The organism is Edaphobacter sp. (genome assembly GCF_035532915.1).
GTDB lineage: Bacteria > Acidobacteriota > Terriglobia > Terriglobales > Acidobacteriaceae > Edaphobacter.
This window is the reverse complement of sequence record NZ_DATKQC010000432.1, coordinates 1-21,354: the sequence shown is the minus strand read 5'-3', so window position 1 is coordinate 21,354 and position 21,354 is coordinate 1. Positions and strand designations below refer to the sequence as shown.

The 21,354-nt window shown below is 60.8% G+C and carries 16 protein-coding genes; 10 read left to right on the top strand and 6 right to left on the bottom strand.

The annotated features are described in order from the left end of the window. A partial coding sequence (locus VMU57_RS20295; protein ID WP_325386762.1) for a VCBS repeat-containing protein occupies positions 1 to 644 on the top strand: 644 nt, incomplete at its 5' end. 56 nt (positions 645 to 700) lie between these two features. Here VMU57_RS20295 and VMU57_RS20290 read toward each other — a convergent pair. Then, positions 701 to 1,495: an XRE family transcriptional regulator gene (locus tag VMU57_RS20290; RefSeq protein ID WP_325386760.1), complete on the bottom strand. Its 795-nt coding sequence runs from the start codon at positions 1,493 to 1,495 to the stop codon at positions 701 to 703. 151 nt (positions 1,496 to 1,646) lie between these two features. On the opposite strand from VMU57_RS20290, the gene VMU57_RS20285 reads away from it, so the two are divergent. The 6 genes from VMU57_RS20285 (at position 1,647) to VMU57_RS20260 (ending at position 13,173) form a co-directional block, all read left to right on the top strand. Continuing rightward, the gene (locus tag VMU57_RS20285; RefSeq protein ID WP_325386758.1) at positions 1,647 to 2,786 is read left to right on the top strand and encodes a fibronectin type III domain-containing protein; all 1,140 of its coding nucleotides are present in this window, start codon (positions 1,647 to 1,649) and stop codon (positions 2,784 to 2,786) included. Between the two features lie 2 nt (positions 2,787 to 2,788). Then, entirely contained in the window at positions 2,789 to 3,592 is an 804-nt protein-coding gene (locus VMU57_RS20280; protein WP_325386756.1) for a fumarylacetoacetate hydrolase family protein, read from the top strand. Between the two features lie 109 nt (positions 3,593 to 3,701). Then, the gene (locus tag VMU57_RS20275; protein ID WP_325386754.1) at positions 3,702 to 4,694 is read left to right on the top strand and encodes a transaldolase; all 993 of its coding nucleotides are present in this window, start codon (positions 3,702 to 3,704) and stop codon (positions 4,692 to 4,694) included. Between the two features lie 283 nt (positions 4,695 to 4,977). Next, positions 4,978 to 8,307, top strand: a complete 3,330-nt coding sequence (locus VMU57_RS20270; RefSeq protein ID WP_325386752.1) for a TonB-dependent receptor — start codon at positions 4,978 to 4,980, stop codon at positions 8,305 to 8,307. Between the two features lie 276 nt (positions 8,308 to 8,583). After that, positions 8,584 to 11,205 (top strand): ATP-dependent chaperone ClpB, encoded by a 2,622-nt coding sequence (gene clpB, locus VMU57_RS20265; RefSeq protein ID WP_325386750.1) that lies wholly within the window; start codon positions 8,584 to 8,586, stop codon positions 11,203 to 11,205. 270 nt (positions 11,206 to 11,475) lie between these two features. Then, positions 11,476 to 13,173, top strand: a complete 1,698-nt coding sequence (locus VMU57_RS20260) for an NAD(P)/FAD-dependent oxidoreductase (protein WP_325386748.1) — start codon at positions 11,476 to 11,478, stop codon at positions 13,171 to 13,173. Here VMU57_RS20260 and VMU57_RS20255 read toward each other — a convergent pair. Together VMU57_RS20255 and VMU57_RS20250 are read right to left on the bottom strand one after the other, a co-directional pair. Next, on the bottom strand, positions 13,152 to 13,502 hold the full coding sequence (locus VMU57_RS20255) for a DUF4440 domain-containing protein (protein WP_325386746.1): 351 nt from the start codon (positions 13,500 to 13,502) through the stop codon (positions 13,152 to 13,154). The two genes, VMU57_RS20260 and VMU57_RS20255, sit on opposite strands and share 22 nt — an antisense overlap. Positions 13,503 to 13,637: 135 nt before the next feature. After that, positions 13,638 to 14,672 (bottom strand): aldo/keto reductase, encoded by a 1,035-nt coding sequence (locus tag VMU57_RS20250; protein ID WP_325386744.1) that lies wholly within the window; start codon positions 14,670 to 14,672, stop codon positions 13,638 to 13,640. Positions 14,673 to 14,891: 219 nt separating this feature from the next. On the opposite strand from VMU57_RS20250, the gene VMU57_RS20245 reads away from it, so the two are divergent. After that, on the top strand, positions 14,892 to 15,410 hold the full coding sequence (locus VMU57_RS20245; protein WP_325386742.1) for a PEP-CTERM sorting domain-containing protein: 519 nt from the start codon (positions 14,892 to 14,894) through the stop codon (positions 15,408 to 15,410). A gap of 59 nt (positions 15,411 to 15,469) precedes the next feature. On the opposite strand, the gene VMU57_RS20240 is transcribed toward VMU57_RS20245, so the two are convergent. Next, on the bottom strand, positions 15,470 to 17,257 hold the full coding sequence (locus VMU57_RS20240) for an ATP-dependent DNA ligase (protein WP_325386740.1): 1,788 nt from the start codon (positions 17,255 to 17,257) through the stop codon (positions 15,470 to 15,472). Positions 17,258 to 17,516: 259 nt separating this feature from the next. On the opposite strand from VMU57_RS20240, the gene prfA reads away from it, so the two are divergent. Next, the gene (prfA, locus tag VMU57_RS20235) at positions 17,517 to 18,593 is read left to right on the top strand and encodes a peptide chain release factor 1 (protein ID WP_325386738.1); all 1,077 of its coding nucleotides are present in this window, start codon (positions 17,517 to 17,519) and stop codon (positions 18,591 to 18,593) included. A gap of 33 nt (positions 18,594 to 18,626) precedes the next feature. Here the strand turns inward: prfA and VMU57_RS20230 are convergent, their stop codons facing one another. Continuing rightward, the gene (locus VMU57_RS20230; RefSeq protein ID WP_325386736.1) at positions 18,627 to 20,102 is read right to left on the bottom strand and encodes a SulP family inorganic anion transporter; all 1,476 of its coding nucleotides are present in this window, start codon (positions 20,100 to 20,102) and stop codon (positions 18,627 to 18,629) included. Between the two features lie 173 nt (positions 20,103 to 20,275). On the opposite strand from VMU57_RS20230, the gene VMU57_RS20225 reads away from it, so the two are divergent. Next, a complete protein-coding gene (locus VMU57_RS20225; RefSeq protein WP_325386734.1) occupies positions 20,276 to 21,169 on the top strand; it encodes a VOC family protein in 894 nt (297 codons plus the stop codon). 46 nt (positions 21,170 to 21,215) lie between these two features. On the opposite strand, the gene VMU57_RS20220 is transcribed toward VMU57_RS20225, so the two are convergent. Next, positions 21,216 to 21,354: integrase core domain-containing protein (locus VMU57_RS20220; protein WP_325382377.1), on the bottom strand; the 139-nt coding region annotated here is incomplete at its 5' end.

Genomic DNA, 21,354 nt, shown 5'->3' with positions numbered 1-21,354 from the left:
CTTCCCATTTGACGGCGTGGGCGGACTTCAATCGCGACGGCATCGCCGATGTGGCACGGGTCGCTCTACCTGCCGGAGAAAACTCCGGGGCGGCGCTTTTGACGATATCGCTGGCGCAGGCGGATGGGAGCTTTAAACAAGTAGCGTCGGGGGTGGCTCTGGGCCATCACCCAACGGACATCGTTGCCGGAGACTTCAATCAGGATGGCGTTCCAGACCTGCTGGTGGGAGATGACGACGGAACGCTGACCCTGTTGCTCGGCGATGGGACGGGCACGGTGGCCTCGGCGGGAGTGGTGGCGCAACTGAGCTCTGTTGTGTCGATTGCAGTGGGAGACTTCAACCACGATGGCATTCTCGATGTGGCCGTCTCGGACTGGCGCGCGAGTTCGGTGACGATCCTGCTTGGCACGGGAAAAGGCGCGTTGCGGCATGCGGGATCTTTTCCTCTGCGGGTTGCGGGAACGACTCCTCATATTACGGTAGCGGACTTCAATGGGGACGGGATTCCCGACCTGGTCGTGGTGTACGACGATGACGAAGGCGACACCTACGACGTGATGCTGGGCAATGGCAGCGGCGGCTTCACGTTCGCACCCAGCCTGAGCCTGGCACGCGATCCGAACTCTCACTGCGTTACTTAGAGGTATCGCAGTATTCGCTTTCGCCTCGCGGCGGCTCACGCAAGATGCCGATGCGCCTAACCGGTGCGCGCGACCTTGCGCTGGATCGTCAATGGCTCGGTCGTGCGAATCCGGCCACTGGCCGGGGCGGCAGAGCGCACACCGTTCCCCGTAGAATGTGCCGTCAGAGGATGTTGCAGCGAGACGATCACGGCCTGCGCCGGAACGCTGCCCGCGCACACATAGCTGTGCCTGGTATTGGCGTCGAAGTAGATGGCATCGCCAGCTTCGATTCGGTGCGGCGTCTCTCCGTGCCGCACCTCAAGCACGCCCGACACCAGATAGAGGAACTCGCAGCCTTCATGCTGATGTGCTCGCGGTGTGCTGCCCGGCTTCATGGGAAGAAACTCGGCGAAGTAGGGGTCGAGCTGGCGGTCCGGGACCAGGTATCCAAGGCTCTCGAAGAAGTAGGCAGGATCGTCGGCTCCCGTCTGCGGCATGCGCACCCGCTCTTTGCGGCGATGCACGCGGAACAAGGTCTGCGGCTCGGACTCGAAGAAATAGCTGAGGTCCTTGGAGAAGACCATGGCGACGCGCGCCAGGTTGCGCAGCGTCGGCACTACCCGCCCGGTCTCCAGTTGCGACAGAAAGCTGGCCGAAAGCCCGGTATGACGTCCCAACTCCACCAGGCCCATCGATTTCTTCAGGCGCAGATGCTTGATGCGCTCGCCGATGCGCTTCTCGGCGATAAAGGACTCCGCGGCACCACCGTCCACCTGAAGATTCTCGGTGTCCGGCCCGTTGTCTTTGGCTCCGTGGGAAGCAGTCAGAGAAGGCGCGTTTGCACTCACAGCCATCGCAGAAGTAGCCATCACCTTCACCCCATTCAAGAAAGTTGCGTCACGTAACCAGATGTTGAAATTGCATCAAAAGATGTACGCTGGCAGGGTCTTGCTGGATTCAGTTCCGATTCCACCCGAGGCGTGATTCCTGCCTGCCGGCCAAAATGCTAGCCTGAGATCAATGAAGTCCTCTGGCCCGTCAGCCACCTGCCGCACCGTCCAGCCGCTCACCGCGCTGGCGACCGCTGTCCTTGCAGCATGGTTTCTATCCGGTTGCGCGAGCCCCGGCCCGGCCCGGCCGCCGTCGCTGCATCTGGCCCGCCTGGTCACCGATCTCTCCGCCGCGCGCACCGGCGACAGCGTAAGCCTGCACTGGACGACACCGGAGAAGACCACCGACGGCCTTAAAGTTTCGCCTGCACTCACCGCCGAGATCTGCCGCCAGCTCGCAGCCCATTCCTCTCCCTGTACGCCGGTTAAACGCCTCCCTGTTCATCCTGGCCCGTCCGAAGCCAGCGACCTGTTGCCTGGCGGCCTGACCTCCGATCCCGCAACCCTGCTCACCTACCGGGTCAAAATTCTCAACGCGAACGGCCACTCCGCCGGGCTGTCCAATCCCGCCTTCGCCGCCGCAGGGGCCGCACCGGCGCCGATTGAACACTTACGCGTCACCCCCGTTCGCGACGGAGCCATGATCCAGTGGCAGCCACAGCCTGCGCCCGCCTTCATCGACCTCGACCGCACGCTGGTCGAAACCTCCTCGCCGAAAAAACGCTCCGGCAAACAGCCGCGCCAGCTCGCCGCACCTTCGGCTCCTGCTGAGATCCACCTGCAGGCGGGCAAACAATCCGCCGGGCCAACGGTCGATCCCGGCGGCACCATCGACCCCATTGCGAAGCGGGGCGAGACCTACCGTTACACCGCCCAGCGAGTCCGCACCATCGCCCTTGGCGGCCATGACCTGGAGATACGCAGCACGCCTTCGCCGACGATCACCACCCTTATGCGCGATACCTTTCCCCCTGCGGTTCCGAGTGGGCTTGCCGTGGTTCCCGGCAACGGCTCCATCGATCTCTCGTGGGAACCCGACACCGAGCCCGACCTCGCAGGCTACCTCGTCTACCGTCAGACAGTGGCCACCGACGGCACGTTGAGCGGCGCGCCCAGCCAACTGACTCCCAAGCCGATCCCCGCACCAGCCTTCAGCGACCTGACCGTTCAGCCCGGCCAGACCTACTCTTACAGCGTGGTGGCCGTCGACAGCGCCGGAAACCAGAGCGCCGCCAGCAGCGAAGCCCGCGAAGTTTTAAGGAAGCAATAACCATGCGCTACTGCAAATTTCTCTCCCCCGCACACGGCCGCGTTTACGCAATCGTCGAAGAGCGCGACGGTGAACTCTGGGCCGTCCGTCCGATGCCTGCTCCCGAAGAAGACCGTGCGGCTGCTTCTTCCACGCAGATCGAGTTTGAGCCGCGGCCACTCAAAGAACTTCATCTCCTTGCGCCCGTCAATCCTTCCAAGATTCTCTGCATCGGGCGCAACTACCGCGACCACGCCGCCGAGCTTGGTAACGAAGTCCCCAAAGAGCCGCTGCTCTTCCTCAAGCCGCCGTCGTCGCTGCTGGCCCCCGGCGGCGTGATCCGTATGCCTGCACTCTCGAAACGCGTCGACTACGAGGGCGAGTTGGGCATCGTCATCGGCCGCCGCTGCCGCAACCTCGGGCCTGACGAAGACCTGCGTCCCTATGTCCGTGGCTACACCATCGTCAACGACGTCACCGCTCGCGATTTGCAGAAGAGCGACGGTCAATGGACGCGCGGAAAGGGCTTCGACACCTTCTGCCCGGTCGGCCCCATCGTCTCCGACGAGATCGACCCGGCAGGCGGCAGCCCCGTCACCTTGACCACCCGCCTCAACGGAGCCATCCAACAGCAGGGCAGCACCAGCGACCTGATTTTCCCCATCGCGCACCTGCTCCGCTACATCACCACCGCCATGACCCTCGAACCCGGCGACCTGATTCCGACCGGAACTCCGGCCGGGGTAGGGCCCGTAAACCCCGGAGACCGCATCCAAATACAGATAGACGGCCTCGGAGTCCTCGAAAACATCTTCCAGCCCAGCTGAAGTCCTCCTACGGCCCCCACATCCCGTGAAATTCCTGCGAATCCCGAAAACAGCGCGTAACCCTTTCAACCTTGATAAAATCTAATAAGACAGCGAAGGAGCAATAAAAATGGCCTCTCTACTCGAACAACTACGTGGCATGACCACCGTCGTCTCCGACACCGGCGACATCAACTCGATTCAGCAGTACAAGCCGCAGGATTCCACCACGAATCCCTCGCTGATCGCAGCCGCGGCAGAAAAGCCCGAATATCAGTCCATCGTGGACAGCGTTTTGCAGCAGGCCAAGAAGGACGCCGGCGACAAGGCCACCGATAAGGAAGTTGCCGCTCTTGCCTTCAAGAGCCTGGCCGTTGCCTTCGGCCTCAAGATCCTGGAAATCATTCCCGGCCGCGTCTCGACCGAAGTCGACGCCCGCCTCTCCTACGACACCGAGAAGTCCATCGAGACCGCCCGCGACATCATTCAGCAGTATGAGAAGGCTGGCGTCTCCCGCGAGCGCGTCCTGATCAAGCTCGCCTCCACCTGGGAGGGCATCAAGGCAGCCGAGGTCCTCGAAAAAGAGGGCATCCACTGCAATATGACCCTGCTCTTCGGTCTGCACCAGGCCATCGCCTGCGCCGAAGCCAAGGTCACCCTGATCTCGCCCTTCGTCGGCCGCATCCTCGACTGGTACAAGAAGGACACGGGCAAGGACTACGTCGGCGCAGACGACCCCGGCGTCCAGTCCGTTACCACTATCTATAACTACTACAAGCACTTCGGCTACAAGACCGTGGTCATGGGCGCCAGCTTCCGCAACATCGGCGAGATCACCGAGCTGGCCGGTTGCGACCTGCTCACCATCGCCCCCAAGCTGCTGGGCGAGCTCGAGAGCACGCAGGGCGATCTGCCTCGCAAGCTCGACGCCGCCAAGGCCAAGGACCTGAAGATCGAGAAGATCCCCATGGACAAGGCCACCTTCGGCAGGATGCACGCCGAAGACCGCATGGCCCACGACAAGCTGAAGGAAGGCATCGACGGCTTCTCCAAGGCGCTCGAGGGCCTCGAAGAGCTGCTCGCCAAGCACGTCAGCGAGATGAAGCAGCCCGTCAACGCTTAAAAACGTCTCAGTCCATCGCTCCGGCCACTTCCTTGGCCTATGTTTGCCGAGGAAGTGGCCGGAGCTTTTGATGGCTAACCCTTCCCATAAAATCGCGCCGCGTCAAGGAGGGAGCAGGGGTGTTGCCTCCTTGACACGGTTTCATGCACATTCCAATTGACAAGCTATTACGCCAGTCGATATGGTGCGTTGGATAGTTGTAGTTCACAGTTCAAACAATCTCCCCTAAAAGACCAGAGGGATGTACCACTCTCCCCCCAGCAACAAAAACTCAGGAGGCTTCATGTTTCGCAACTTATTCAAGATCACAGGGATTTGTCTCGCCCTTGCACTGACCTTTGGCCTTACCGGCTCGCTACATGCGCAGACGTCGCTCGGCCAGATGGCAGGTAATGTGGTCGATGCCACCGGCAGCGTCATTCCGGGAGCATCCATCGTCATCACCAACGTCGGCACGCAGTTGGTCCGCACCGTCAACTCCGACGACAGCGGCTTCTACACCGTCACCAACCTTCCCATCGGAAACTACTCGGTGAGCATCTCGAAGACCGGCTTCCGCGGCGAGACCCGTACCGGCATCTCGATCAGCGCCGACGCTCACATCACCGCTAACTTCGAGCTGCAGATCGGAGCCACCACCGAGGCCGTCACCGTGACCGCAGTCCTCGGCGAGACACTCAACACGACCAGCGGCGAGCTCTCCCACGTCATCGACAGCAAGCAGGTCGAGAACCTTCCGCTCAACGGCCACAACTACACCCAGCTGATGACCCTGATCCCGGGCGCGGTCGTCACCAACCCCGACGTCTTCTCGGAGACCACCAGCCTCGCTGCCGGCAACCAGAACATCAACGGCAACAAGTCCGACTCGGCCAACCTCACCGTCGACGGTGCGTTCAACATGGTGTCCGGCAGCAACGGCAGCCTGGTTAATAACGTTGGCCCCGACTTCATTCAGGAAGTGAAGATCGAGACCTCGAACTTCTCCGCGGAGTACGGCCGCAACTCCGGTCCCGCCTTCAACATCGTCACCAAGAGCGGCACTAACAAGTTCCACGGGACAGTGTTCGAGTATGTGCGCAACAACATCTTCGACTCCCGCCCCTTCTTCTCGCAGTCCAAGACCCACCTCGTCTTCAACGACTTCGGTTACAGCGTCGGTGGTCCCATCATTAAAGACCGCCTCTTCTTCTTCGCGGGCGAGGAGTGGAAGCGGCTGCGCCAGCAGCAGAGCCCGACCCAGCGCACCACGCCAAGCTCCGCCGAACTCGCCGGAAACTTCGCTGGCCTCACCGTCGGCGGCAAGGCAGTCCAGCTCTACTATCCCGGAACCACGACTCCGATTCCGAATAACAATATCGCGAGCATGATTACTCCCGATGGCCACGCCATCGCGAACGTCTATTCGGTGATGAACAGCCTTGGCCAGTTCACCGACGCTACCAATGCGGCGAACAACCTGACCCTGACGCCGTCCAACCCTCTGAACTTCCGCGAAGATATCGTTCGGCTCGACTTCCGCATCAACGAGAAGAACAGCATCTATGGCCGTTGGATCGACGACCGCAACAGCCTGATCGACCCCTTCGGCACCTTCTCGGATGGCGGCAACCTGCCCACCACCCCAACCACCCGCAACCGTCCTGGCCAGAGCTATCTGCTGTCTGAGACCTGGACCGTGCGTCCCAGCATCATCAACCAGGCCATCGCGACGTTCAGCTTCGTCTCCCAGCACATTCCACCGTATGGCGTGAACTGGAAGCGCGAGACCTTCGGGTTCCAGTACGCCAAGCTCTTCCCCAATGCGGGCAAATATCCCAACGGTATCCCCGAGGTCGGAATCACCTCCTTCGCCGGGTTCCAGGGACCGAACTTTGCCTTGAACTCGCCCACCACCGACATCCAGCTGGGTGATACGGTCTCCATCGTCAAGGGCAACCACCTCTTCAAGTTCGGCGGCGTCTACGTGCGCAACCGCGTCGATCAGAATGGACGGCCTTACTACACCGGCAAACTTACCTTCAACGCCAGCGGAAACCCCACCACCACCGGCTACGCTCTGGCTGACGCGCTGCTCGGCAACTTCAACAGCTACAACGAGGCCAGCGCCGACCCGACTGGCCACTTCCGCTTCAACCAGCCCGAGGCCTTCGCCCAGGACACCTGGAAAGCAGCCAGAAACCTCAGCATCGAGTACGGTGTTCGCTGGCAATACATCCCCGCCATGTACACGCAGGGCAACAACATGGCCAACTTTGACCCTTCCGTCTATAGCTCCACCAATGCCATTACCGTGACCACGGCGGGCAAGGTTATTCCCGGTTCGGGCAATCCTTACAATGGCCTGGTTCGTGCCGGAAGCGGCGTTCCTGCCGATCAGCTCAAGCGCGTTCCCAACATCAATACGGCAGCCTTTCCTCTGATTCCGGCTGGCGCGCCGCGCGGCTTCTACAAGATGAGCGGAGCCTTTGGCCCACGCATCGGCTTTGCCTACGCTGCCGGGGATAAGACCTCCATCCGCGGCGGCTACGGCATCTTCTACTACCGCGCCGAGGGTAACGTCACCTTCAGCCAGGTCAACGTCCAGCCCTTCCTGCAAAACGTCGAGTTCGACTTCGCCAACCTGGGCAATATCAGCGCAGGCACCCCCAACAGCACCGGCCTGCAGGGCACGATCAGCGCGATCGATCCCAACCTGAAGACGCCTTACACCGAGCAGTACAGCCTCGGCGTTCAGCGTCAGCTTCCGATGGGGATGCTGCTCGAAACCAATTATGTCGGCAACGTCAGCCATCACCAGATTCGGCAGCCGAACATCAACTTCCCCAACCTGGCTTCGGTTGCGGCCAATCCGTCGTTCAGCACCAACTACTTCAACCCCTACAAGGGATTCACCGTCATCAGTCAGAACCGCAGCGACTCGAACTACAACTACAACTCGCTGCAGGTCTATCTCTCCAAGCGGACCGGACGGGTCACCTACACCGTTGGCTATACCTTCGCCAAGGGTCTTGGCGATTCGCAGAGCAACGGCTCGACGCTGGAGAACTGGCAGGACCTGAGCTACAACTACGGCGAGCTGGGCATCGACCGCAAGCACGCCTTCATCTCCACGGTTGTCTGGCAGCTTCCCACCTTCAGCAACCACAATCTGCTGCTGCGCGAGGCCGTAGGCGGCATCCAGGTCACGGGCGTCGTCCGGGTCCAGAGCGGCGCGTACTACACGATCCAGGGCAGTTCCTCGACCGGCAATCGACGTGCAGATTACATTGGCGGCAACAAGTACATGAAGGACAACCGCCTCACTCTCGCCAACCACCAGGCACAATGGCTCAATCCGGCGGCCTTCAAGGCACCGGCCGCCGGGGCTTTTGGTACTGCGGGTGTGGGCAGCGTCATTCTGCCTGGCCTGCAGCAGGGAGACGTTACCCTGTCCAAGGTGTTCGGCCTCCGCGACTGGGCGCAGTTCAAACTTCAGGCCGACGCCTTCAACGTCCTGAACCACACTAACTACAGCTCGCTCGACACCAACGTCTCCGACAGCGGCTTCGGTCGCCTCAACGGAGCCTATCCGAACCGCCAGATGCAGTTTGGGGCGAAGCTGATCTTCTAACCAATTTATTATCTTTGGTTTACCTCAACCGCGTCAGCCTTGGGCTGGCGCGGTTTATTTTTAAGTGATCCTTGCAGCCGGACAGATGTGAGTGCTTTACTATCATATAATATGCAACTTTTAGCTACACTACGCGTCTTATAAGAGCATAGTCTGGTGTACAGGCCTGATCCTCGGTAGCCGTCGAAGACCTTAGCCTGACGGCAGGACTATTTTGCAAAGTGGCATCGCCTTTTGTAGTTCATGGGAATCAAAGACAGATAAGGAGCGTGATGCATGGCGATCAAGTGGGAGCGTTTGACAGTCAAATCACAGGAGGCCATGCAGGCGGCCAGCGGCCACGCCGCGGAGAATGGCAACCCGGAGGTCCTCCCTCTCCATCTGATGGCCGCGCTTCTCGAAGATCGCGAAGGTGTCGTCATTCCGGTGCTGGAGAAGGTAGGGGTCCCGGTCGAGCAGTTGCTCTCGGGCGTAAACTCCGCCATCGATAAGCTCCCCAAGGTTCAGGGCGGAGCCCAGCCCGGCATGAGCGGAGTCCTGCAAAAAACTCTCGAGCAGGCCTTCAAAGAGGCCGAGAACTTCAAGGACGACTACGTCTCTACCGAGCACCTTCTGCTTGCTCTGTCGCAGCAGAAGGGCGATGCCGTACAGACCGCACTGGCCGCTCTGGGGGGGACCCACGCTGCGATTCTTAAGGCGCTTAGCGCCGTTCGCGGCTCGCAGCGAGTGACCGACCAGAACCCCGAGGGCAAGTTCCAGGCGCTGGAAAAATACGCCAAAGATCTCACCGATCTGGCCCGTCGCGGCAAGCTCGACCCCGTCATCGGCCGTGACGAGGAGATTCGCCGCGTCGTGCAAGTGCTTGCGCGTCGGACCAAGAACAATCCTGTGCTGATCGGCGAGCCCGGTGTGGGTAAGACCGCGATTGTAGAGGGTTTGGCACGCAGGATCTTCCTCGGCGACGTCCCCGAGATCCTGAAGAATAAGCGTGTCTGCGCTCTCGATCTGGGTGCCATGATCGCCGGGGCGAAGTTTCGCGGCGAGTTCGAAGACCGCCTCAAAGCCGTGTTGAAAGAGATTGAAGAATCGAACGGCGAGATCATCCTCTTCATCGACGAGCTTCACACGCTGGTCGGCGCTGGCGCAGCTGAAGGCGCGATGGACGCTTCGAACATGCTGAAGCCTGCGCTGGCTCGCGGCGGTCTGCGTGCCATCGGCGCGACCACGCTCAACGAATATCGCAAGTACATCGAGAAGGATGCCGCGCTCGAACGGCGCTTCCAGGTCGTCTACGTCGGGGAGCCTAACGTCGAGGACACCATCGCTATTCTGCGCGGACTGAAGGAAAAGTACGAGGCGCATCACAAGGTCCGCATCAAGGACTCGGCCATCGTAGCGGCGGCCACGCTGTCGCACCGCTACATCTCCGACCGCTTTCTGCCGGACAAGGCCATCGATCTGGTGGACGAGGCCGCTGCGGCTCTGGCCATTCAGATCGGCTCGGTTCCGGTTGAGATCGACGATCTGGAACGGCGCGGAACCTCGCTCGAGATCGAACGCGCGGCACTGAAGCGCGAGACCGACCCCGGCTCCAAAGAGCGACTCGAAATCGTCGAGCGCGAGCTGGCCGAGGTGAAAGAGAAGGCGGCTGGCCTGCGCGCCCGCTGGCAGACCGAGCGCGGCGCCATTGGCCGCATCGCCGAACTGAAAGAGAAGCTGGAGTCGCTGCGCTTTCAGGCTGGCGAGGAGACGCGCAAGGGCAATCTCCAGCGCGCCGCCGAGCTTCAGTACGGCGAGATTCCCAAGATGGAAGCCGAGCTGAAGACCCTGACCAATGCGCAGGATCAAGTTGCAGGGAACTCATCGCAGCTTCTGAAAGAAGAGGTCGACGAGGAGGACATCGCCTCCATCGTCTCCAAGTGGACCGGCATTCCGATCAACAAGATGCTCGAGGGCGAGACCCAGAAGCTGGTGCAGATGGAGGAGCGTCTGCGCGAGCGCGTCGTTGGCCAGGACGAGGCGCTGAGTGCGGTGGCGAATGCGATTCGCCGGAGCCGCGCTGGGTTGAGCGACCCGAAGCGGCCGATTGGCTCGTTCATCTTTCTTGGGCCAACCGGCGTCGGCAAGACGGAAACCGCGCGTGCGCTGGCCGAGTTCCTCTTCGACGATGAGGCCGCCATGGTGCGTATCGACATGAGCGAGTACATGGAGAAGCACGCCGTGTCGCGCCTGATCGGCGCGCCTCCGGGATACGTTGGCTACGACGAGGGCGGCCAGTTGACCGAAGCCGTGCGGCGGCGGCCCTACGCTGTCATCCTCTTCGACGAGATCGAAAAGGCGCATCCCGACGTCTTTAACGTGCTGCTGCAGGTGCTCGACGACGGGCGGCTGACGGACTCGAAGGGCCGCACGGTCGACTTCAAGAACGCCGTGCTTATTATGACCTCGAACGTCGGCGCGGCGCAGTTATCAACGGCGTGGGCCTCGGGCGAAGAGGGCTTCGACGAAGCCAAGGGCCGCGTGATGGATGTGCTGCGGCAGCACTTCCGGCCGGAGTTCCTCAACCGCGTGGACGATATCGTCGTCTTCCGTCCGCTGGGCGACGAGCAGTTGACGCACATCGTCGATCTGCGGCTCAAGGACCTACAGGCTCTGCTGGCCGATCGCAAGATCACGCTCGAGCTGACGGACAAGGCTCGCCACGCGATCTTTACCGCCGGATACGACCGCGCCTACGGGGCTCGTCCGTTGAAGCGGGCGATCCAGCGTATGGTGCAGGACAAGCTGGCGGTCAAGATTCTCGACGGCAGCGTCTTGCATGGCGACCACGTGGTGGTCGACGCCGGGAAAGATGGCCTCACGTTTGAGGTCAGAGGCCGCAAAGAGGAATCGGCGTAAGTGATTTGAAAAGCGTATCGACAAAAAGCCTCTTCCGTAAATTTACAGCAGAGGCTTTTTGTCTACTACTTGCCGACGTTTGGAAAACAGGCATCTGCAAAGTCGAAATACAGGAGTATCTCAACTCCGTTCGACTCTGCGCGGGGCCCGGTCGAGATGACGTGTGCTTATGGTTGTCCTTGGGTCGAGAAAGACAATGCAGTGACAACCTCTGGGCTGAAATAGTCCAACCTCATATACTCAGGGCCGGAGGGCGCGGCATAAGACTTGATGAAGAGACGAGCGATTATCATCGGCGCGGGACCTGCCGGGCTGACGGCAGCGCTCGAATTCCTTCGGCGCAGCGACGTGGTGCCGATTGTGCTGGAGGCCAGCGACGAGATTGGCGGCCTTTCGCGCACCGTCCGCTACAAGGGCAACCGGATGGATATCGGCGGCCACCGCTTCTTCTCCAAGAGCGGCCGGGTGATGCAGTGGTGGCTCGACCTGATGCCAATCGATGCCGACAGCTCGAGCGCGTATACGGTCAGCTATCAGGGAAAGCAGCGCATTGTGGCTGTTCCCGCCCGTCTGGCGGAGGAGCCAGTGCTTCGGGGGGCTGGGCCTTTGGTCGTCGAAGCTGAAGCTGACCAACCTGACCAATACGGAAATAGCGAAGCGGTGATGACGATGGCGGCTCCAACCGATCCTGACCTTGTGATGCTGATTCGCCCGCGCAAGAGCCGGATCTACTATCTGCGGAAGTTCTTCGACTATCCCATCACGCTGACGGCGACGACACTGAAAAATCTGGGCGCGGCGCGGACGATTAAGGTCGGTATCAGTTACATATCTTCGCGCGCAAGCCAGATCAAGCCGGAGAAGAGCCTTGAGGATTTCCTGATCAATCGCTTTGGGCGGCAGCTCTACTTCACCTTCTTCAAGAGCTATACGGAAAAGGTGTGGGGGACTCCCTGCGGCGAGATCTCGATGGAGTGGGGCGCGCAGCGGATCAGGGGACTGAGCCTGACGACCGCGGTGAAGCATTTTGTAAAGAAGACCTTCAGCCGCAAGCTGAACGCGGACGTCTCGCAGAGGGGGACCGACACCAGCCTGATCGAGCGTTTCCTCTATCCCAGGCTGGGGCCCGGGCAGTTGTGGGAGCATGTGGCCCATCTCGTCCGCGAAAGAGGCGGAGAGATTCACATGGGCTGGCGAGTGGATGCGATCCATTGCGAGGGCAGCCGCGTGGTCTCGGTCGACGCGTCCAACGATGCGGGCGAACGGCGGACGTTTTCCGGAGATTATTTTTTCTCGACCATGCCCATGCGAGAGCTGGTGCAGGCCATCGACGCTCCCGTGCCGGCAAAGGTGCGCGAGGTGAGCGAGGGCCTGCAGTATCGCGACTTTATTACCGTCGGCCTGCTGGTGGACCGGTTGAAGGTACGCGAACTGGACGGCGGCCTGCTGAAAGATACCTGGATCTATATTCAGGAACCGGATGTGCTCCTGGGACGGTTACAAATTTTCAATAACTGGAGCCCGCACCTGGTGGCGGACCCTGACAAGGTCTGGATCGGGCTCGAATACTTCTGCTATGACACGGACGATCTGTGGAAGATGCCGGATGAGGAGTTGAAGAAGTTTGCCATCGCCGAAGTCGCGAAGATCGGCATTCTCAACGCCGAGGACGTCCGCGATGGCCATGTTGAGCGCGTGCCCAAGGCCTATCCGGCCTACTTCGGCACTTACAGCCGCTTCGACGAGCTGCGGTCGTTCACCGATAAGTTCGAGAACCTGTTCCTGGTGGGAAGAAATGGGATGCACAAGTACAACAACCAGGACCACAGCATGCTGACCGCCATGACCGCGGTCGACGGCATCGTCTCAGGAAAGATCGATAAGGCCGCGCTGTGGGAGATCAATACCGAACAGGAGTACCACGAAGACGCAGAGCGGGAACTGGCTCAGGCTGCGACGGTCCCCTGATGAAAGAGCAGCTGCCAGCGATTGTCGCGGAAGACCCACAGCGAAGACCGGTGCGAGGTGTGCATGGCGGTCGTGGCATGGTAGGTGGCGAGCGCGGCGTCCGGAGCGAGCACGGTAACGTAGAAGTGGCTGATGGTGGCGTTGCGCGGCGTGCTCGCCATCAGGTCGTCGATGGCCTGCTGGCGGCTGTAGATGCGACCCGAGCTGCAGTACTCCTGAAAGTCCTGGGCAATCAGCGGAACAAGGTCGGCACGGTTCTTCTCACGGCTGGGGTGGAAAAGCCGCTCTTCAAGCTTGTGGAGATGCTCCTGTAACTGTCCTGCGTTCATATGAGTAATATGACGTTACCGCGAAAAGTAAGTTTCAGCCAGCGTGCTGAAACTTAAACGTCTCAGCCAGTGCAATTCCGGGAAATGGAGGCCCCAGCCCGGCCCCCCGTACCCAGAAAAAGCGCTGCCTAAATACTAGACTGGCTTGGGGTTGCGCTCCCCAAATTGGCGCTGGTGCCAATAGGGATACGCCAGCGGGACCTCGCTGGCGGCGTCGAGCTTCTGCACCTGCTCCGGGGTAAGCTTCCAGCCCACGGCGCCAAGGTTCGCCCTCAACTGCTCCTCGTTGCGCGCCCCGATAATCACGGTCGAGACGGTCGGACGTCCAAGCACCCAGTTCAGGGCAACCTGAGGAACGGTCTTCCCGGTCTCTTTCGCGACCTCGTCAATGGCATCGACGACCTTGTACAGATACTCCTCAGGAACCTGCGGGCCGTTGTCGACCACCACCTTGGCGTTCAGGCGGCTGTCCTTTGGAATGCCGGTCTCGCGGCGGATCTTTCCGGTGAGCCGTCCCCAGCCGAGCGGCGACCACACCAGCGCGCCTACGCCCTGGTCGAGCGCCAGCGGCATCAGCTCCCACTCATAGTCGCGCCCAACCAGCGAGTAGTAGCACTGCTGACCGACGTACCGTGCCCAGCCGTAGCGCTCGCTCACGCTGAGCGACTTCATCAGGTGCCAGCCGGAGAAGTTCGAGCAGGCGATATAACGCACCTTGCCCTCGCGCACGAACTTGTCCAGCGTATTGAGCGTCTCCTCGACCGGAGTGGTCGCATCGAAGCCGTGCAAGTGGTAGACGTCCACGTAGTCCGTGCCCAGCCGTTTCAGGCTGCGCTCGAGCGACTGGATCAAGTGGTAGCGGCTCGATCCCACGTCGTTCGGCCCCGTGCCCAGGCGGAACGTGGCCTTGGTTGAGATCAGCAGGTCTTCGCGGTGATGGTGGGCCAACGCCTTGCCCAGCGCCGTCTCGCTGCCGCCGTCGGAGTAGATGTCGGCGGTGTCGAAGAAGTTCAACCCCGCGTCCATGCAGATGCCGACGATGCGGTCTGCCTCGGCCTGGGTCGTCTCCGACCACGCCTTGAAAAACTCGTTGCTTGCGCCAAATGTTCCCGCTCCGAAGCAAAGCTCCGGCACCTTCAATCCTGATCTGCCAAGTGATCTATATTCCATGCTGAATTGGACGGCCATGGAGGCATAGGAGATGCGGTGTGAACATTTTTTATCCGCGGCGCTCTTGAAAAGATTTGCCTCTTTGTGCAGATGCTATGCAATCTTTTTCCGACCACACCGGAAGAAAGACGATAAGTTGCACAAAACAAAAGAACAAATACTTTGGCAGTTTAAATGCATGGCAAAGGTTGTAATCATTTAAATTCCGGGAGACCCGTTTTGAAGATCAAACTGTTTGCTGTTGCACTTCTTGTCTCTGCCTTTGCGTTCACTCCGCTTGCAAAAGCCGACTCCATCAACTTCGTCTCACAGGTCGGCGACAACTATACCTACGACCTCCAGATCAATAACCATGGAGCAGCGTTTCTTCTCAGCGGCTTCTCGATCGACGGCCTCTCCGGCGTCACCGACGCTACGCTCCATGGCAAGCTCGCTCAGGTCTTCGAGCCCCTCGGCGGCATCGCCTTCGACGCGACTGACGTTTATGTCGGAACCGTGTTCGGCGTAACCTTCTCGCGTAAGGACACCTACTCGATCGGGACCCTCACCATCACCTCGGCTGCCCTTCCCGGCCTCGCCGACTTCTTCATCAGCGACAGCAATGGCCAGTTCTGCGGCACGGTCACCGGTCCTACCGGCTCCGACCCCAGCCCTGTTCCGGAGCCGTCCAGCCTCGTCCTGCTTGGCACCGGCCTGCTTGCCGCAGCCGGCGCTGCACGCAGAAAGCTCTTCGCCTAAGCTGTAACTCAATCGCACCGGAAGAGGCCGTCCCTGTGGCGGCCTTTTCTATATCTGAATTACGGCTCCATCGGCTTGTCCACCTGAGATTGGTAGACCTCTTCGACGCGCTCCACGGTATCGATCTCGCTGACCGGTTTGTCGGTGCGAATGCGGACGATCCGCGGGAAACGTAGCGCAAACCCGCTGGCGTGGCGGGTGCTGCGCATGATGTTATTGAAGGCCACCTCCAGCACCATCAAGGGCTCGACGGTACGGAAGTATCCCTGATCTTCGAGCGTGTGCTCCATCATCCATGCGCTCATCTCGGCGATCTCCGCGTCGGTCAGGCCGGAGTAGGCCTTGCCTACATTCCGCAGTTCGCCGACGGCACCGCGCACGGCGAAGGTGTAGTCGCTCAGGATGCCCGCGCGTTTGCCGTGGCCGAACTCCGCGCCTGTGACCACAACGTCGAGCGTGGCCAGCTCGCGCTTCAGCTTCACCCAGGCCAGACCGCGCCGTCCCGGCTGATACTCCGAGGCAGCAGCCTTCAGCATGACGCCCTCGTTGGCCCGAGCGCGGGCGTCCGCATAGGCACGCTCGATGTCCTCGGCCGATTGCACCAGACGTGCCGGTGAGATCATCAGCCGCTCCACACCCTCGCCGTCGGGCTGCTGGAACATCACGGCCTGGGCTGACTTTTTGCGCTCATCCACGGTCAGCGGAGAGCGCACTTTTTCGACCAGCCGCTCTACCGCGGCTTCAAGGCGGTTTCGCCTCTCTCTCAACGGCAGGCTCAGCGTCAACTCACCACCCGCATACATCAGGTCGAACACCATAAATATGACCGGAACCTGCTGCCGCCACTCGTTGGAGACTCGCTTTCTGCCGATACGCTGCCCCAGCACGGCAAACGGCAGTGCGCGGGCGGCCTTGAGGTCCCAACCGAGAATCTCGCCATCGAAGATCAACGGCTCTCGCACCGAGGCGAACGCCTCTTCAAGATCGGGAAAGCTTGCGGTCACATCGTCGCGATTGCGGGAATAGATGGCGACCCGGCCCGGCTGCTCGGCGTCCCCGCAGTGCACCTGCGCCCTCATGCCGTCGTATTTGTCTTCGAGAAATGCCTCGATCGACGCAGTCTCCTGCTTGCCGGAGAATCGCTCGACCGCCTCTTCCGGCGAATCGACCGGGCTGGCGAGCATGAAGCCAAGCGGATGGAACAGTCGCATCCGCGCCTCGGCCAGCGTTCCAGCGAACGCCCGCCGCACCGCCGAGGCGAGGTCCGCCTCCAGCATCACCGCATGGCGAACTGCCCTCACCGGCGCGGTGGCGGCAACGGCGATCGCCTCTTCGACCAGACTCTGTTTTACGCCGATGCGCATGTCGCCAATCATCAGCTTCAGCAGATACTTTGCCTCAAGCGCCGTGGCCTGCCGCAACAGTCCTTCCACCAGCGCTGCCCGAATGGCGGTCGTTCGCGCCACTGCCATCTGTTCGAAGACGGCCGCTACCTCTTTTAATGTTAAGGACGGCTCCTTGGGCGCACTCCGTTCCAGAAGATCGAAGGCCGCCGCACCCAGATCGCCGTGGCGCTTATACGCCGCAGTCAGTGCAGCATTGGCCGCTTCGCTGACCGACAGCAGCACCTTCGACAACAACGCGCCCCCGGCGTTGAGCTTGCGCGGGTCGGCCTCGGCGAAGGGAGTGCCAGCCAGATACAGCGCAAACAGCCCGGCGTCGTCCGTCTTCGGCGCAGCGGCATGAATTGCCGCAATCGTCTCGGCGATGGCGGCGCGCTTCTTCAACCGGCCCGGCTCGCCTGCCAGCATCTCAGCTAAATTCGCCACATCCAGAAACAACGCCATGCGTTCCAAAGCCTCTCAGGTAAAAGATGCATTCCGAACCCGGCGCGGCAGGAGTAACATCTAATATAGATAGAGATGTCGTTGTTCTATCGACCTACAGACATGAATACAGCCGCAAATCCGGTGATCTTCTCCCGCGTGACCGCGTCGCCCGACCGTCACGACTTTGCCTAGCTGCGCCAGCCTGTCCGCACCTTCTCTGAAACAACTGCAACGACAAAAACAGCTACAAAAGACTTTGCTATAAGGATTTTTCTATATGTTCGACCGCCTCGACCAACTTGAAGCCCGTTATGAAGACCTCGGCCTGCAGATGTCCGACCCCACGCTGGTCAACGACCAGAAGAAGTTTCAGGCCGTCGCCAAGGCCCACCGTGATATGGAACCGACCGTCGAAAAGTTTCGCGAATATCGCAAGGTCAAGAACGGCGTCGTCGAGTCCAAGGCCATGCTGGCGGAGACCGATCCCGATATCCGCGCCATGGCGCAGGAAGAGCTGACGACTCTCGAACCTCGGCTCGCTGAAGTTGAAGAAGAGCTGAAGATTCTTCTGCTGCCGAAGGACCCAAACGACGACAAGAACATCATCATCGAGCTGCGCGCCGGGACGGGCGGAGACGAGGCTGCCATCTTCGTCTCGGAGATGTTCCGCATGTACCTCCGCTTTGCCGAGCAGCATAAGTGGAAGGTCGAGGTGCTTTCGACGTCCGAGACCGGCATCGGCGGCGGCATGAAGGAAGTCACCGCCATCTTCGAGGGCGACAAGGTCTACTCGCAGATGAAGTACGAGTCGGGCGTGCACCGCGTGCAGCGCGTTCCGGCGACCGAGACGCAGGGCCGCGTCCATACCTCTGCCATCACCGTGGCCGTGCTGCCCGAGGCCGAAGAGGTCGACATCAAGATCGAAGCCAAAGATCTGCGCATCGATACCTTCTGCTCCTCCGGCCCCGGCGGCCAGTCGGTCAACACGACCTACTCCGCCGTGCGCATCACGCATATTCCGACCAACACGGTCGTGAGTTGCCAGGACGAGAAGTCGCAGATCAAGAACCGCGAAAAAGGCATGCGCGTCCTCCGCGCCCGTCTGTACGAGGTCGAGGCCGAGCGCATCCACCAGCTTCAGGCCAAGGACCGCAAGCAGCAGGTCGGCTCGGGCGACCGCAGCGAGAAGATTCGCACCTACAACTTCCCGCAGAACCGGCTCACCGACCACCGCATCGGCCTGACCAACCACCAGCTCAACATGGTGATGGAAGGCCTGCTGCAGCCCACGGTCGATGCCCTGATCGCGCATTACACCGCCGAGAAGCTGAAGGCCGAAGCCGAAGCTGCCTGAGCAGGCGCTTAAGCCGGAGCGTTTGCAGTCGCTTTACTCTTCAATTGGCAATAGTAGACCGGCTCCGTCTTTACGACGCAGCAGCTTGTCGCAGCTCTCGCTGAGGCCGCGCAGGTGCAGCCGCTTTCCCTGCTCGCGATAACGCGCCGCCAGAGCTTCGACAGCCTCGAGCGCCGAAGAGTCCATGATGCGGGCGTGGTCGAACTCGAGATAGATCTCGGCGGGGTCGTCCTTGGGACTGAAGAAGCGCGTGAACTCGGTCGCCGAGGCGAAGAAGAGGCTTCCGCGCAGACGGTAGGTCTTTCGGCCCGGCTCTTCGAGAATCTCGACCTCCAGCTCCTGCGCGTGGTCCCACGCAAAGACCAGCGCGGCGATCACGATGCCGACGATCACGGCGACCGCAAGATTGGTGAAGACCGTGACCACGGTGACGACCAGCATCACCATGGTGTCGTGCTTCGGAACCCGCGCCATGCCGCGCAGGCTCTTCCAGTTAAAGGTCTCCGCCGCGACCACAAACATCACGCCCACAAGAGCGGCCAGGGGAATACGCTCAATCAGCCCCGACGCAAACAGAATGAAACTTAGCAGGAAGCCTCCGGCAGCGATGCCCGACAGTCGGCGGCGTCCGCCGGAATTTAGATTGATCATGCTCTGGCCGATCATGGCGCAGCCTCCCATGCCGCCAAAGAGCGCGCCCACAAGATTTCCCGCGCCCTGCGCCATAGCCTCGCGGTTGGGCTTACCGTCGGTGTCGGTCATCTCGTCGATCAGGTTCAGGGTCAGCAGCGTCTCCATCAGGCCGATGATGGCCAGCACGATGGCGTAAGGCAGAACGATGCGCAGCGTCTCGAAGTTGTACGGCACCTGGGGCAGATGAAACCGCGGCAGCCCGCCGTGGATGGAGGCCAGGTCGCCGACGGTGCGGGTCTTGATGCCCAGCACCAGAGCGCAGGCGGTTGCGGCCAGGATTCCCGCCAGCGCCGAGGGAAAGGCCCTGGTCAGCTTCGGCAGCAGGATCGTCACCAGCGCGGTGACTGCAACCAGACCGCCCATGATCATCAGTTGCGACGAAGCCATCCAGACTTCCTGCCCATTCGCCAAACGCACATGAAAGTGCTGAAACTGCGCGGCGGCGATGATGATGGCGAGTCCATTCACAAAGCCCACCATCACCGGATGAGGCACCATGCGAATCAGTTTGCCCAGGCGAAACCAGGCAAAGAGCATCTGCAAAATGCCTGTCAGCACAATGGTGGCGAAGAGATACTCGATGCCATGCTGCACCACCAGACCGGCGGAGACCACCGCCATGGAGCCAGCGGCGCCCGAGATCATGCCCGGCCGTCCGCCAAACGCCGCAGCGATGAGACAGATGATGAAGGCGGCATACAGCCCGGTCAGCGGGTTGACGTGGGCCACCAGCGCAAAGCCCACCACCTCCGGCACCAGCGACAGCGACGACGTCAGCCCGGCCAGCATCTCCATGCGAGCCTCAGCTAGCCGCATTCAGGTCCTCTTTTTTCTCATTTCTATGCATCTTCCTATCCTCTCTGAATTCGGTCGAACCGCCTAATCCGGGCTGGGCGGAGCTGTCCCATCGACGAAATCCTGACCTCCAGACATCGATTTGGCGAGGGTCAGATGCGATCCAGAAACAAATCCGGTAATAGAATCGACTGATGACCCGGCCATCCCTCCACGCTCGCGCCCGCCTCCTCGCATGTATCGTCTCGCTCGCCCTGGTCAGCCTTTTCTTCACTTCTTCTTCAAAGGCCCAGTCGGCCGCGCAGACGCCTGCGCTCAATGGCATTGCCCACATCGCCATCCGCGTCCACAATCTCGATGGCTCGCGCGACTTCTACAAGAAGCTCGGCTTCGACGAAGCCTTTGCACTGAGCAAGAACGGCGCGGTCTACCAGTCCTTCATCAAGCTGAACGACCGCCAGTTCATCGAGCTCTACCCTGTTACGGCCAAAGACTCCGCAGTCGGCTTCCTGCACCTTTGCTTCGAGAGCGACAATCTCCAGGCCGTCTATGACGATTACATCGCCCGGGGTGTCACCCCTAACTTCAAGATCCGCAAGGCCGGAGCGGGCAATCTCCTGTTCACGCTCAAAGGCCCCTTGCAGGTAGACCTGCCGCAGAACATCGAATACACGCAATACATGCCCGGCTCGCGCCACTACAACGACCGCGGCCAGAATCTCGGCGCCGACCGCGTGGGCACCAAGCTGGTCTCCGTCACGCTCGCCATGCAGGACCCCGCCGCAGCGCGCGCCTTTTACCTCAATAAGCTGAAGTTCACCCCGGACGCACGCTACAAGGGCTGGCATAACCTCCTCGATCTGCCGGGCGACTCCGGCGAGATGGTCGAGATCGTTCCCGTCGCCAAGCTCGGGGCTAAATCGAGCATTCTGCTTACCTCGCCCGACATCCGTAAGACCGGCGAGTTGCTCCAGTCCAAAGGGATCGACTTCACCGACGGCGATACCCTCACGGTGACGGACCCAGATGGCAACCTTATCCATATCATTCCCCAATCGGGCGCCTCTGCGCACAACAACATGCGTTGATTCCTAAGGGAAGGTCTGATTAAGTCTCCGAGCATTCCCTCAGCGGCTAAATGTGGTGTCTCAAGAGGTTGTTGACATCGAGGCCTGATCGGCTGATGGGTGGTTTCTGGTCAAGGCTAGCATGTGGTCGATGCCAGTTGTACTGGTGGATCCATGGTTCGAGGCATTGGTTTCTTTCTGCTGAG